The sequence below is a fragment of the Bradyrhizobium sp. WSM2793 genome (assembly GCF_000379585.1).
In the GTDB taxonomy this organism is placed as follows: domain Bacteria; phylum Pseudomonadota; class Alphaproteobacteria; order Rhizobiales; family Xanthobacteraceae; genus Bradyrhizobium.
This window is the reverse complement of record NZ_KB902784.1, coordinates 1-13,438: the sequence shown is the minus strand read 5'-3', so window position 1 is coordinate 13,438 and position 13,438 is coordinate 1. Positions and strand designations below refer to the sequence as shown.

At 65.7% G+C, this 13,438-nt stretch carries 11 protein-coding genes; 6 read left to right on the top strand and 5 right to left on the bottom strand.

Translation table 11 applies throughout. The annotated features are described in order from the left end of the window. Positions 1–44 precede the first annotated feature (44 nt). The 4 genes from A3AS_RS0118990 to A3AS_RS0118975 all read left to right on the top strand — a co-directional run bounded on the left by A3AS_RS0118990 (position 45) and on the right by A3AS_RS0118975 (position 4,767). Entirely contained in the window at positions 45–1,634 is a 1,590-nt protein-coding gene (locus A3AS_RS0118990) for an ATP-binding cassette domain-containing protein (protein ID WP_084674859.1), read from the top strand. Next, on the top strand, positions 1,618–2,709 hold the full coding sequence (locus tag A3AS_RS0118985; protein WP_018319151.1) for an ABC transporter permease: 1,092 nt from the start codon (positions 1,618–1,620) through the stop codon (positions 2,707–2,709). Before A3AS_RS0118990 ends, A3AS_RS0118985 begins: the two co-directional genes overlap by 17 nt. After that, positions 2,696–3,613, top strand: coding sequence for an ABC transporter permease (locus tag A3AS_RS0118980; RefSeq protein ID WP_018319150.1), 918 nt, complete (start codon positions 2,696–2,698; stop codon positions 3,611–3,613). The genes A3AS_RS0118985 and A3AS_RS0118980 overlap by 14 nt, the downstream gene beginning before the upstream one ends. Positions 3,614–3,690: 77 nt before the next feature. Further along, complete coding sequence (locus tag A3AS_RS0118975; protein WP_026202132.1) at positions 3,691–4,767, top strand: BMP family ABC transporter substrate-binding protein; 1,077 nt, start codon at positions 3,691–3,693, stop codon at positions 4,765–4,767. A gap of 94 nt (positions 4,768–4,861) precedes the next feature. Here the strand turns inward: A3AS_RS0118975 and A3AS_RS0118970 are convergent, their stop codons facing one another. Beyond that, entirely contained in the window at positions 4,862–6,211 is a 1,350-nt protein-coding gene (locus A3AS_RS0118970) for an 8-oxoguanine deaminase (RefSeq protein ID WP_020508700.1), read from the bottom strand. Positions 6,212–6,358: 147 nt separating this feature from the next. Between A3AS_RS0118970 and A3AS_RS0118965 the strand changes: the two genes are divergently transcribed. Together A3AS_RS0118965 and A3AS_RS0118960 are read left to right on the top strand one after the other, a co-directional pair. Then, a complete protein-coding gene (locus tag A3AS_RS0118965; RefSeq protein WP_018319147.1) occupies positions 6,359–7,186 on the top strand; it encodes an FAD binding domain-containing protein in 828 nt (275 codons plus the stop codon). Further along, positions 7,183–9,924 (top strand): molybdopterin cofactor-binding domain-containing protein, encoded by a 2,742-nt coding sequence (locus A3AS_RS0118960; RefSeq protein ID WP_018319146.1) that lies wholly within the window; start codon positions 7,183–7,185, stop codon positions 9,922–9,924. Before A3AS_RS0118965 ends, A3AS_RS0118960 begins: the two co-directional genes overlap by 4 nt. A gap of 67 nt (positions 9,925–9,991) precedes the next feature. Here A3AS_RS0118960 and uraD read toward each other — a convergent pair whose 3' ends face one another. From uraD to A3AS_RS0118940, 4 genes are all read right to left on the bottom strand, one after another. Continuing rightward, complete coding sequence (gene uraD / locus A3AS_RS0118955; RefSeq protein ID WP_018319145.1) at positions 9,992–10,879, bottom strand: 2-oxo-4-hydroxy-4-carboxy-5-ureidoimidazoline decarboxylase; 888 nt, start codon at positions 10,877–10,879, stop codon at positions 9,992–9,994. Between the two features lie 6 nt (positions 10,880–10,885). Continuing rightward, on the bottom strand, positions 10,886–11,821 hold the full coding sequence (gene puuE, locus A3AS_RS0118950; protein ID WP_018319144.1) for an allantoinase PuuE: 936 nt from the start codon (positions 11,819–11,821) through the stop codon (positions 10,886–10,888). Continuing rightward, positions 11,822–12,235, bottom strand: a complete 414-nt coding sequence (locus A3AS_RS0118945) for a DUF3830 family protein (protein ID WP_014493672.1) — start codon at positions 12,233–12,235, stop codon at positions 11,822–11,824. A 90-nt stretch (positions 12,236–12,325) separates the two neighbouring features. Then, positions 12,326–12,601, bottom strand: a complete 276-nt coding sequence (locus tag A3AS_RS0118940; protein WP_026202131.1) for a hypothetical protein — start codon at positions 12,599–12,601, stop codon at positions 12,326–12,328. Positions 12,602–13,438 lie beyond the last annotated feature (837 nt).

The window sequence follows — 13,438 nt, the reverse complement described above, 5'->3', positions numbered from 1 at the left end:
CTTACGCCGGGGTTCAAACTGGCCCACTATTGGGGCATTTCACCATGCAAGCGCATCAGCGAATGTTGGATTCGACACCTGACGGCCTGAATTCCGGCGAGTCCCCGCTGCTGCGGACGATCGGACTCACCAAACGCTATGGCGATTTCCTCGCCAACGATTCCATCGACATCGATATTTGGCTAGGCGAAATCCACGCGCTGCTCGGCGAGAACGGCGCCGGCAAGTCGACGCTGGTCAAGGCGATCTACGGGCTGATCCAGCCGAGCGCCGGCGAGATTCGCTGGCAGGGCCGACGAATCCTGCTGTCCGGTCCTTCGGAAGCACGCAGCCTTGGCATCGGCATGGTGTTCCAGCACTTCTCGCTGTTCGACAATCTCGCCGTCGCCGAGAACGTCGCGCTCGGCCTCGAAGGACGGGAATCCTTCAAGGACATGTCGGCGCGACTGGAGCAGGTGTCGAAGACTTACGGCCTTCCGCTCGATCCCAAGCGCGAGGTCTGGCAATTGTCGGTCGGCGAGCGCCAGCGCATCGAGATCGTCCGGGCGCTGATGCAGGATCCGAAATTCCTGATCCTGGACGAGCCCACCGCCGTCCTGACGCCGCAGGAAGCCGATCAGCTGTTCGTCGTGCTGGAGCGGCTCAAGGCCGAAGGCCGCGCCATCCTCTACATCAGCCACAAGCTCGAGGAGGTGAAGCGGCTCTGCGACACCGCCACGATCCTGCGCGGCGGCAGGAAAGTCGAGACCTGCAATCCCCCGCACGAGACCGCCGCTTCGCTGGCGCGCATGATGGTCGGCGGTGAGATCAAGGAAGTGAAGGCGGCATCCGGCCGGACAACCACCGTGCCGCGGCTCGTCGTCAACGATCTTTCGCTCGCGCCGAGCGAGCCGCATGGCGTCCGGCTCGAGCACATCTCGTTCGAGCTGAAGGGCGGCGAGATCCTGGGCATCGCCGGCGTCGCCGGCAACGGCCAGGAGGAGTTGTTCGCCGCGCTGTCCGGCGAGCGGTTGTCGAAGGACCCCGGCACCGTGGTGATCGAAGGCATTGCCGCCGGCCATCTCTCCATCACGCAGCGACGCAGGCTCGGAGCAGCTTTCGTTCCCGAAGAGCGGCTCGGCCATGGCACCGCGCCGCGCATGAAGCTCTCGGAGAACGCGCTGCTCACCGGACATGCCGCGAGCGGCATGGTCCATCGCGGCTTCATCAATACCGCGGCCACGCTGAAGACCGTCGACCGCGCGACCGAGACATTCGACGTCCGCAAGGCCAAGCGCGATCCGGAAGCCGCATCCCTCTCCGGCGGCAATCTGCAGAAGTTCATTGTGGGACGCGAGATCCTGCGCAACCCCGCTGTGCTGGTGGTGAGCCAGCCGACCTGGGGTGTCGATGCCGGCGCCGCCGCCGTCATTCGCCAGGCGCTGCTTGATCTGGCAACCGCGGGCGCCGCCGTGCTCGTGACCAGCCAGGATCTCGACGAACTCGCCGAGATCGCCGACCGCATCGCCGTGATGTTCCACGGCAAGCTGTCGGCACCGCTCGCGACCCGCGAGGCAACGCGCGAAAAGCTCGGCCTTCTCATGGGCGGCAGCAGCCTCGAGCCAAAGGAGGTCGCGCATGCAATTGGTGCTTGAGAAGCGCGCCGAGCGCTCGGGCACGATCGCGCTGGTCTCGCCGCTGATCGCGATCGGCCTCACGGTCGTGACCATGATCATCCTGTTCGCGATCCTCGGCAAGAATCCGCTGCTCGCCCTGCATGCCTACTTCATCGCGCCACTGACGGACGGCTATTCGCTGCAGGAGATCGCGGTGAAGGCGACGCCGCTGGTGATGATCGCGATCGGCCTGTCACTGTGCTATCTCGCCAATGCCTGGAACATCGGCGCCGAAGGTCAATTCCTGATCGGCGCGGTGGCGGGAAGCTGGATCGCGGTGAAGACGCAAGGCACCGACGCCGGCGCCTGGGTGCTGCCGGTCATGCTCGTCCTCGCTGCCGCTGCGGGCGCGCTCTATGCACTGATCCCTGCGATCTGCAAGGTGAAGTTCGGCGCCAGCGAGATCCTGACCAGCCTGATGCTGGTCTATGTCGCCGACCTCTTCCTCGATTATCTCGTGCGCGGCCCCTGGCGCGACCCCAACGGCTTCAACTTCCCGACCACGGCCGAGTTCGATCCGGTGGCGACGGTGCCGTTGCTGATCGAGGGCGGCCGGCTGCATCTCGGCTCGATCATTGCGCTTCTAGTCGTCGCCGCGGCTGCAATCCTGCTCGGGCGAACCATCAAGGGGTTCGAGATTCGTGTCGTCGGGGCAGCGCCGCGCGCGGCACGGTTCGGCGGCTTCAACGCCAATCAACTGATCATCCTGACCTTCGCGATATCAGGCGCGCTCGCAGGGCTCGCCGGCATCATCGAGGTGGCAGGTCCAGTCGGACATCTCCAGCCCGGCATCTCACCCGGCTACGGCTTTACTGCGATCATCGTCGCCTTCCTCGGCCGGCTGAATCCGCTTGGAATATTAATTGCAGGCCTTTTCCTCGCGCTGACTTTTATCGGCGGCGAGCAGGCGCAGATCGCGATGAAGATTCCATTGGATGTCACCAAGGTCTTTCAGGGCATTCTGCTGTTCTACGTGCTGGCCTGCGATTCCCTGATTCTCTATCGCTTCAAGCTGAGCTTCCCGAACCGTCAGGTGGCCCGTGGAACTCATTGAAGCCATCATCCTGGCCGTGCTCGCCGCGTCCACGCCGCTCCTGATCGCCGCGACCGGAGAGCTCGTGACCGAGCGCTCCGGCGTGCTCAATCTCGGCGTCGAGGGCATGATGATCGTTGGCGCGGCCTGCGGCTTTGCCGGCGCCTGGCTCACCGGATCGGTCTTCGTCGGCGCGCTGTTCGGCATCATCGCGGGCACGATGATGTCGCTGATCTTCGCATTGATGGCCCTCGGCCTCGCCGTCAACCAGGTGGCGACGGGACTCGCACTGACCATCCTCGGCGTCGGGCTGTCCGGACTGATCGGCGCCGGCTTCGTCGGCGAGCGCATCACGCCGGCGGTCCATCTCGCCATTCCGGGCCTCACCGACATCCCGCTGGTCGGGCGCGTGCTGTTCGGCGAGGATGGCTTCGTCTACTTCTCGATTGCACTCGTCGTCGGCGTCTGGTGGTTCCTGTACCGCACGCGGGCTGGATTGATCCTGCGCGCCTGCGGCGACAACCACGTCTCCGCGCATGCGCTCGGCTATCCCGTGCTGCGTATCCGCACCTTCGCCGTGATGTTCGGCGGCGCCTGCGCCGGCCTTGCCGGCGCTTATCTGCCGCTCGCCTATACGCCGTTCTTCATTCCCGGCATGACCGCGGGCCGCGGCTGGATCGCACTGGCGCTGGTGGTGTTCTCGTCCTGGCGGCCGGGCCGGCTCGTGATCGGCGCCTATCTCTTCGGGGCCGTGACGATCCTGCAATTGCATGCGCAGGGCTGGGGCATCGGCATTCCCTCGCAATTCATGTCGGCGCTGCCTTATCTTGCGACGATCATCGTGCTGGTCCTGCTCTCCCGCGCGCGCAGCGGCGGCTCGACCGCACCGGCCGCGCTCGGCACCGTGTTCGTGCCCGACCGCTGAATTTCATTTCCGCGGCGCGCGCGATGGGGCGCGCACGTTGCGGATCGTGGCTTTCCCCTGATGTTTGGAGATCGATGATGAGGAAATCACTTCTTGCGCTGGCCGCCGGACTCCTGCTCGCCGGCAGCGTCAGTGCAGTCTCCGCCGCCGACAAGCTGAAGGTCGGCTTCATCTATCTGGGTCCGATCGGAGATTTGGGCTGGACCTATCAGCACGATCTGGCGCGGCAGGCGCTGTTGAAGGAATTGGGCGACCAGATCGAGACCACCTATCTGGAGAACGTGCCCGAAGGTCCGGACGCCGAGCGCTCCATCGAGCAGCTCGTCCGCGCCGGCAACAAGCTGATTTTCACGACCTCGTTCGGTTACATGGATCCGACGCTGAAGGTCGCGAAAAAATATCCGAACGTGCATTTCGAGCACGCGACCGGCTACAAGCGCAATCCGAACATGTCGACCTACTCGGCCAGATGGTATCAGGGCCGCTACATCCAGGGGCTGATCGCGGCCAAGATGTCGAAGTCCGGCGTGCTCGGCTATATCGGCTCGTTCCCGATTCCGGAGGTCGTCTCCGGCATCAACGCGACCATCCTGGCGGCGCAGTCCATCAAGCCTGACATCAAGGTCAAGATCATCTGGGCCAATACCTGGTTCGACCCTGGCAAGGAGGCCGACGCCGCCAAGGCGCTGATCGACCAGGGCGCCGACGTGATCATGCAGCACACGGATTCGCCCGCCGCGATGCAGATCGCCAGCGAACGCGGCAAGCTCGCCTTCGGCCAGGACTCCGAGATGATCAAGTTCGGGCCCAAGACCCAGCTGACCTCGATCCTCGACACCTGGGGTCCCTATTACATCGAGCGGGTCAAGGCCGAGCTTGCCGGCACCTGGAAGTCCCAGGACAGCTGGGGCGGCCTCGACAGTCACATGTTCGCGATGGCGCCCTACACCAATATGCCCGACGAGGTGAAAAAGCTCGCCGAGGATGCCCAGGCCGCGATCACTGCAGGCAAGCTGCATCCGTTCAAGTGCCCGATCGTTGGGCAGGACGGCAAGCCGGTCGAGTGCAAAGGCGGCGATCACCTCGACGACGGCCAGATCCTCGGCATGAATTTCTACGTCAAAGGCATCGACGACAAGCTGCCGGGCAAGTAGCACGCTTCTTGCTTAGGCTAGATCGCCTGCTCCTCCCGGAGGAGGTTCGGAGGGGGTGGCCAGAAGCACCCGGCACTTGTGGTCGCCCCCTCTTTCATCCCATCCGCATGAGCCGCGCCGCCGAGCTGTGACGGCGGATGAGGTCTGCCACATCGAGGCCGGGGATCGCGCCGTCGATCACGGCCCATCGTCCCCCCACCATCACCCGGTCGGCCCGATGCGCCCCGCACAGCACCAATGCGGCCAAGGGGTCGCCATGGCCGGAGAAGCGCAATTCGTCGAGCCTGAACAGCGCGAGGTCCGCAGCCTTGCCGACCGCAATCTCTCCGAGTTCCGGCCGGCCGACGCAGGCTGCCGACCCCTTGGTGGCCCAGCGCAGCGCGTCCTTGTGGCTGACCTTGGCCACGCCATAACGCGCCCGTTGCAGCAGGAACGCGGCCCGCACCTCCTGCATCAGATTCGATCCGTCGTTCGAGGCCGAGCCGTCGACACCGATCCCGATCCCGACGCCGACCTCCTCCATCTCGCAGACCGGGCAGCAGCCGGACGCCAGCAGCTGGTTGCTGCACGCGCAATGGCTGATGGTCGTCTTCGCCTTGCCCAGCCGCTTCATCTCGTCGGCATTGAAAAATATGCCGTGGGCGAGCCAGGTCCGCGCATTGAGCCAGCCGCATTGCTCGAGATAGTCGAGTGGACGGCAGCCATACATCTGCTGGCAAAATTTGTTCTCGTCCTCGGTCTCGGCGAGATGGGTGTGCAGGCGCACATCCAGCTTGTCGGCGAGATCGGCGGTGGCGCGCATCAGCGACGTCGTCACCGAGAACGGCGAGCACGGCGCCAGCGCGATCTGCACCATCGCATCCTCGGCGCGCTGGTGATGCTTGGCAACCACGCGCGCGCTGTCGGCGAGGATCGTGTCCTCGTCCTGCACGACGCTGTCAGGCGGCAGGCCACCGTCCCGCTGCGACAGGTTCATCGAGCCGCGCGTCAGCAGCACCCGCACGCCGAGACGACTTGCGACGCCGACCTCGATATCGACGGCGTCCTCGAGACCCGCGGGGAAGACGTAGTGATGATCCGTCGTGGTGGTGCAGCCCGAGAGCAACAGCTCGGACATCGCCACGGTGACGCCGAGCTCGAGCGCCTCAGGCGTCAGCCTCGCCCACACCGGATAGAGCGCCTTGAGCCAGGGGAACAGCTCCCGATCCATCGCCGCCGGCAGCGCCCGGGTCAGGGTCTGGTAGAAATGATGATGGGTGTTGATCAGGCCCGGCAGCACGACATGTGCGCTCGCATCGAATACCGCGACGTCAGCGGTCGTAGGCGTGGCGCCGGCCGGCACCAGCTCGACGATGCGGCCATCGGTGACCACGACCCCGCGCTCGGCACCGTCGGCGAGGACGGCCAGGGGATCCCTGATCCAGATCGGCTTTGTGTCGCTCATGATCCCGATTCTCCTCATACCCGCTGACAGGCCAGCCAGGTAAACGCTGGCTCGATCACCTTCGCGCCACGACTTGCTTGTTGCGACTTGGCTCCGGTCTTGCAAGACTCATCGACACGATTCACCGGCGGAAGCTTTGGCGCAGCCATGGATTTGAATACCATCACGACAGTGGCCCGTCCGCAAACACGGACACAATTGCCGGCCTGGACGGCAGGCGACGCCTGGCTCGCGGGCGGCACGTGGTTGTTCTCGGAGCCGCAGGTCCATCTGAAGCGGCTGATCGATCTGACCGATTTGAAATGGCCTGCGCTGACGATCACCGACAGCCATCTCTCCATCGCCGCCACTTGCACGGTCGCGCAGCTCGACGGACTTGCCTGCCCGTCCGATTGGCTCGCCGCGCCGCTGATCAACCAATGCTGCCGCGCCTTCCTTGCCTCGTTCAAGATCTGGAAGACCGCGACCGTCGGCGGCAATCTCTGCATGTCGCTGCCGGCGGGACCGATGATCTCGCTCACCGCAGCGTTGGGCGGCGTCTGCACCATCTGGAAGGCCGGCGGCGGCGAGCAGAAGATTCCTGTTGTCGACTTCGTCACCGGCAACCAGCGCAATCGCCTGACGCCGGGCGACCTGCTTCGCCAGATCGATATTCCGATTGCCGCGCTGAAGCGCCGCACGGCATATCGCCAGATCTCGCTGGCGCCGGTCGGCCGCTCGGCGGCGCTCCTGATCGGCAGCCTCGATGCCGATGGCACGCTGACGCTGACGGTCACCGCATCGACGGCGCGGCCGATCCAGCTGTCCTTTCGCCGGGCCCCGGAGGCGAGCGTGCTGCACGATGCGATCGTCCAGCAGATCACGGACGACCTGTACCACACCGACATCCACGGCCAGCCGCTCTGGCGCAAGCACATGACATTGCGGCTCGCCGAAGAGGTTCGCCGCGAGCTGCTGGGGGCGATGCCGTCATGAGCTTCGAGATCAACGGCAAGCCATTTGCGCAGGAGCCGCGCGCCGGCCAGTGCCTGCGCACGTTCCTGCGCGAGCTCGGCCATTTCGGGGTGAAAAAGGGCTGCGACGCCGGTGACTGCGGCGCTTGCACCGTGCTGCTCGACGGCGAGCCGGTGCACAGCTGCCTGATCCCGGCGTTCCGGGCCGAGGGACGCGCCATCACCACGATCGAAGGTCTGGGCGGAGACCACGGCACGCATCCGATGCAGCAGGCCTTCCTCGACGCGCAGGGCTTTCAATGTGGCTTCTGCACCGCCGGCATGATCCTGACCTGCGCTTCGCTGAACCAGGCGCAGCGGACCGATCTCGGCGCGGCGCTGAAGGGCAATATCTGCCGCTGCACCGGCTATCGCTCGATCGAGGACGCGTTGCTCGGCAACACCAATGTCGAGGCAAGCGTCGAAGCCGGAGCCGCGTTTGGCCGCAGCCTGCCGGCGCCCGCAGGCCCCGACATCGTGCGCGGCGAGGCGCGCTACACCTTCGACACTGCCATCGACGGACTGCTCCACGTCAAGCTGGTGCGGTCGCCGCATGCCCACGCCAGGATCGTCGCGATCGATAAGTCGGAAGCGCTGAAGGTTCCCGGCGTGCACGCGGTGCTCACGCATGAAGACGCACCTTCCATGCTGATCTCGACCGCGCGGCACGAGATGGACTGGATGGACCCCGAGGACACCCGCGTTCTCGACGACGTCGTCCGCTTCATCGGCCAGAGGGTCGCCGCTATCGTCGCCGAGAGCGAGGCCGCCGCCGAGGAGGCCTGCCGCCGGCTGAAGCTCGATTATGAGATTTTGCCTGCGCTGATCGATCCGGAGCAGGCGATGGCGCCCGGTGCGCCCATCATTCATCCCGATCGCACCACCGCGAACCGCATCGCCGACGCCCAGCGTAACCTCGCTGCGGAGACACATGGCGAGTTCGGCGACGTCGCGGCGGCGCTCGCGACATCTGCCGTCACCTACGAGGCCACCTTCCACAGTCATCGCGTCCAGCATGCGGCGCTGGAGACCCATGGCGGCCTCGCCTGGCTCGATACTTCCGGCGTGCTCAATGTCCGCACCTCGACGCAGGTGCCGTTCCTGACCCGGCGCGCGCTGTCGGACATCTTCAAGCTTCCGCCCGACAAGGTCCGCGTGTTCTGCGAGCGCGTCGGCGGCGGCTTTGGCGGCAAGCAGGAGATGTTCGTCGAGGACATTCTGGCGCTCGCTGCGCTCAAGACGGGACGTCCGGTGAAGCTGGAGCTCACCCGCGAGGAGCAGTTCATCGCGACCTCGACGCGGCACCCGATGCGGGTCCACATCAAGGCCGGAGCGGACGCCGACGGCAAGCTCACCGCGCTCCAGCTCGACGTGCTCTCCAACACCGGCGCCTACGGCAATCACGCCGGCCCGGTGATGTTCCACTCCCTGTCGGAGTCCATCGCAGTCTACAACTGCCCGAACAAGCGGGTCGACGGCTACGCCGTCTACACCAACACGGTGCCGGCGGGTGCGTTTCGCGGCTATGGCCTGCCGCAGACGTTGATCGCGATCGAGGCCGCGATCGACGAGCTGGGCAAGCAGCTCGGCATCAACCCCTACGACATGCGCCGGCGCAACATCGTGAGGGACGGCGATCCCATGCTGTCGCCGCCGCCGTCCGAATTTCACGACGTGCTTTACGGCTCCTACGGTCTCGACCAGTGCCTCGACCTCGTCGAGCGCGCGATGCAGGCTGACGGCCCGCAGCCGGACCTGTCGCCCGACTGGCTGATCGGCGACGGCGTCGCGCTGACCATGATCGACACCGTGCCGCCGGCGGGCCACCTCGCCGACGCGACCATTACGCTCAACGACGACGGCGGCTTCGATCTCACCGTCGGCACCGCCGAATTCGGCAACGGCACCAGCACCGTGCACCGGCAGATCGCCGCGACCACGCTGGCGACCACCGTCGACCGGATCCGCTTGCGCCAGTCCGACACCGCCCATGGCGGCCACGACACCGGCGCCTATGGCAGCGCGGGCATGTTCGTCGCCGGCAAGGCGACCCATGCGGCTTCCATGCAGCTCGCGACCGAGCTGAAGGCGGCTGCCGCGGGCGCGTGGCTCTGTGACATCGGGAGCTGCGTGCTCGAGGACAATGCCGTCGTCAGCGGCGTCCGGCGCATGCCGTTTACGGAGCTGGCGAAGCTCGCGCGCGAGCACGGACAGCCGTTCGCAGGCAGCGGCAATTCCAACGGCACGCCGCGCTCGGTCGGCTTCAACGTCCAGGGTTTTCGCATCGCCGTGAACAAGGCCACCGGCGAGCTCAGGATACTCCGGAGCGTCCACGCCGCGGACGCCGGCATCGTTGCCAATCCGATGCAGTGCCGCGGTCAGGTCGAAGGCGGCGTTGCGCAGGCGCTCGGCGCCGCGCTCTACGAGGAGATGGTGATCGACGCGACCGGCCGGGTCACCAACCCGAAATTCCGCGACTACCACCTGCCTTCGTTCGCCGACGTCCCGCGTACCGAAGTGTTCTTCGCCGAGACGTCCGACACGATCGGTCCGTTGGGCGCGAAGTCGATGAGCGAGAGCCCGTACAATCCGGTCGCAGCCGCGCTCGGCAACGCGATCGCGAATGCCACCGGCATCCGCTTCACCGCGCCACCGTTCAAGCCGGACCGGCTGTTTCCGGCGCTGCTCGACAAGTTTGGCGACTCCACCGGGACACGATAGCTCGACCACGGCGACGCCGTTCTCCCTCGCCCCGCAAGCGGGGCGAGGTGAAGAGCGCGCCTTGCATTTAGCTGCCGCGATAGGTCGAATAGCTCCATGGCGTGACCAACAGCGGCACGTGATAGTGCCCCTCTGGCTCGCTGACGGCAAAGCGCAGCGGGATCTCGTCGAGGAACGGCGGATCCGACAGCGGCACGTTGCGCTCGGCGTAGTATCTGGCAATGCTGAATTTGAGCTCATAGCGGCCGATCGGCAGCGGACGGCCGCCGATCAGCGGCTGATCGGTGCGGCCGTCCGCATTGGTGACCGCGCGCGCGATTACACGGCTCTCGCCGAGACTCGCGAGCTCGACGAGCTCGACCGGGATACCGGACGCCGGCTTGCCGACGTGGTTGTCCAGCACATGAGTCGAGAGCCGGCCGTGCACCTTCAGCCTGTCGTCGGCCATGACGAGCTGATCCAGCCGCAGCGCGGAGATGCGGCCGATCTCCTCGATCGCGCGCCGCGTCTCGGTCTTGGCGATATTGCGTAATCGCGTCTCGAAGTCGCGCAGCACGGAATCCCGGGTGTGACGACGCACGCAGACGATATAGGGGAAACCGAACTTGTCCCGATAGGCGCTGTTGACGCGCTCGAACGCCGCGTATTCCGCATCCGACAACCGGTCGAGGCCGGCGCTGTTCTGCTCGTCGGTCGATTCCGCCGTCAGCCCCGCCGCGCGCTGGGTCTTGCTGGCGAGATCGGGATGCGCCCGGATCAGCGTCAGTTGCGCGTCGGGTTCGGCACTCTGGATCGCCGCCATCAGCGCTGCGTGCAACTGGTTGACGCCGGCGAACGGCCGCTTGTCGGCGAGCTGCTCGGCGATCCACGGCGAATATTCGACGACATTGGCGAGCGCCGCGACGAAGTCGGCCTTGCTTGCGGCATTGAGATCGGCGAGCGAGATCTGCGACATCGTCCTTCAACCGATCTCGAATGCGTCGGCCGCAAGATGAGCATGCTTGTCGTGCCAGTGCTGGGCGATCTGCAAACGCGTCGGCACCCAGACGCGTTCGTGCTTGCCGATATAATCGAGGAAGCGCATCAGGCCCGCAGCGCGGCCGGGCCGGCCGGCGAGACGGCAGTGCAGACCTACCGACATCATCTTCGGCGCGGTTTCGCCCTCCGCATAGAGCACGTCGAAGGCGTCCTTCAGATAGGTGAAGAACTGCTCGCCCTCGGCAAAGCCTTGCGGGTTGATGAAGCGCATGTCGTTGGCGTCTAGCGTATAGGGAATGATGAGCTGCTTGCCGCCCGCGCTCTTGACCCAATAGGGCAGATCGTCGGCATAGGAGTCGCAGAGATAGAGGAAGCCGCTCTCCTCCATCAGCAAACGGTTGGTGTTGATCGAGGACCGCCCGGTGTACCAGCCGAGCGGCCGCGAGCCGGTGGCCTCAGTGTGGACGCGGATCGCTTCCGCGATCTCGGCGCGCTCCTGCGTCTCGGTCATGTCCTTGTGCTCGATCCATTTCAGGCTGTGGCTGGCGATATCCCAGCCCGCCTCCTTCATGGCGGCGACGATTTCGGGGTTGCGCTTCAGCGCGGTGGCGACACCGAACACGGTGGTCGGCCAGTTGCGTGCGGTGAACATCCGCCACAGCCGCCAGAAGCCGGCGCGCGAGCCATATTCGAACATCGATTCGATATTGGCGTGGCGCTGGCCCGGCCAGGGCTGCGCGCCGAGCACGTCGGACAGGAACGCTTCCGAGGCGCGGTCGCCGTGCAGGATGTTGTTCTCGCCGCCTTCCTCGAAATTGACGACGAACTGCACCGCGACTCGCGCGTTGCCGGGCCACTCGGGGTGCGGCGGGTTGCGGCCGTAACCGCGGAGATCGCGCGGGTAGCGTGTGTCAGCCACTCAGACTTCCTCGAAGCGGATCGGCAGCGCGCCCTTCCACAGCACGCTCTTGCCCAGCGTCGCCAGATTCTCCAGGCCCGAGGTCAGCGTGATGAAGTGGTTGCCGGCGAGCTGGCCCATCTTGCTGGCGAAGTGAACACCGCCATAGGCCAGCAGGATCTCGGTCTCGCTGATGCCGCCGGGATAGAGGATGATCTGGCCCGGCGCGGGATAGCTGGTGTGGTTCTCGTAGCCGACGCCGAAATCGAGATCGCCGAGCGGCATCCACACGCCTTCGCCGCTCCAGCGCACATGGATGATGTGGCTTTCGAACGGCAGTGCCTTGCGGAAGGCGGCGACGGTCTTGGGTGCCAGTTGCTCCTCGAAACGGGCATCGAAGGTGAAGTCGCCGGCACGGATAACGAGTTTGCTCATCTCATCTCTCTGGATCGGGGCCGGTGGCCCCACGGATAATTTTCAAGCAAAGAGCACTCCCGACAGTTTCGCGCAAGGGGCGCGGACGCATCACCTGCGGTCGTAGGACCAGCCGAAAATGCCGCTCCGCCGCGTCTCCGGTTCCGGCTCGGCGGCCGGCGGAGGGGCTTCCTTCAGTTCCGCCCGCGGCGTCGGAGGCGGTGCCGGCAGGGTCTCGCATTTCATGGAGTAGACCAGCTTGCCGTCCGCGGTACGCCCGATCGGGGCACAGGGATCGGGATGTCCGGGCGCGGTCTTCGGCGCCAACTTGACTTGCGCGGCCGCCGGTGACGCCAGCAGCAGCAGGACCAGCAGATATCTCGACATCATTGTCGCCTGAAAGCTCGATTGGCCATTGAACCGGATTGAAGCGGGCAAGTCCATCGGCGCCGGAGGGCGCGATTGCCGAATATTTAGCCGTGTCCCGGACAAGCCGCAGCGCGTCTTGCCGCTGCTGCGCATAGCTCGGATCCAGATGGCGACACGGTACGACGCGGATGGATGGGCTCCGGCTCTGCAGTGCACCGCACCGGACGATGCTTCGCATCGCCGGGGACGCCGCGCTGCGTCCGGGGCATGAGAGCGGAGTGAGGCGCACGCTGTCTCCACATGTCATTGCGATGCTCCAATGCAGATCCCAGCGGCAGTGCCGTAGGGTGGGCAAAGGCGCATAGCGCCGTGCCCACGATCTCCCTCCATAAGCAAAAGGCGTGGGCACGCTGCGCTGCGTCCGGGGCACGAGAGCGGAGCGGGCGCACGCTGTCTCCACATGTCATTGCGATGCTCCAGTGCACATCCCAGCGGCGGTGCCGTAGGGTGGGCAAAGGCGCATAGCGCCGTGCCCACGATCTCCGTCCATAAGCGACAAGGCGTGGGCACGCTGCGCTTTGCCCACCCTACGAGATCGAGTTTGTGGCACGTAGCTCAGCTCGCAGACACGCCTCTTCGGCCTCGCGGCGCAATTCGCCCGAGCTTTGCTTGGTCTCGCTACCCTCTAAAGCCAAGAGGGCGCAGGGAAGGCCGGGTGCTGGCTCGCACCCGCGGTCCGCTGCGCGAAATGCACACGCAGGAAGAACCGCACAGCAGCATACAGGTGGTGCCGATCACTCGGCCTTCCCTGCGCGGTGGTTGGACGGCTTATGCCGTGATCTCCCGGGAGCCGAC

Coding starts and splice junctions, on each gene's coding strand:
- A3AS_RS0118990 (WP_084674859.1), top strand. CDS start 45: ATGCAAGCGCATCAGCGAATGTTGGATTCGACACCTGACGGCCTGAAT.
- A3AS_RS0118985 (WP_018319151.1), top strand. CDS start 1,618: ATGCAATTGGTGCTTGAGAAGCGCGCCGAGCGCTCGGGCACGATCGCG.
- A3AS_RS0118975 (WP_026202132.1), top strand. CDS start 3,691: ATGAGGAAATCACTTCTTGCGCTGGCCGCCGGACTCCTGCTCGCCGGC.
- A3AS_RS0118970 (WP_020508700.1), bottom strand. CDS start 6,211: ATGAGCGACACAAAGCCGATCTGGATCAGGGATCCCCTGGCCGTCCTC.
- A3AS_RS0118965 (WP_018319147.1), top strand. CDS start 6,359: ATGGATTTGAATACCATCACGACAGTGGCCCGTCCGCAAACACGGACA.
- A3AS_RS0118960 (WP_018319146.1), top strand. CDS start 7,183: ATGAGCTTCGAGATCAACGGCAAGCCATTTGCGCAGGAGCCGCGCGCC.
- uraD (WP_018319145.1), bottom strand. CDS start 10,879: ATGTCGCAGATCTCGCTCGCCGATCTCAATGCCGCAAGCAAGGCCGAC.
- A3AS_RS0118945 (WP_014493672.1), bottom strand. CDS start 12,235: ATGAGCAAACTCGTTATCCGTGCCGGCGACTTCACCTTCGATGCCCGT.
- A3AS_RS0118940 (WP_026202131.1), bottom strand. CDS start 12,601: ATGTCGAGATATCTGCTGGTCCTGCTGCTGCTGGCGTCACCGGCGGCC.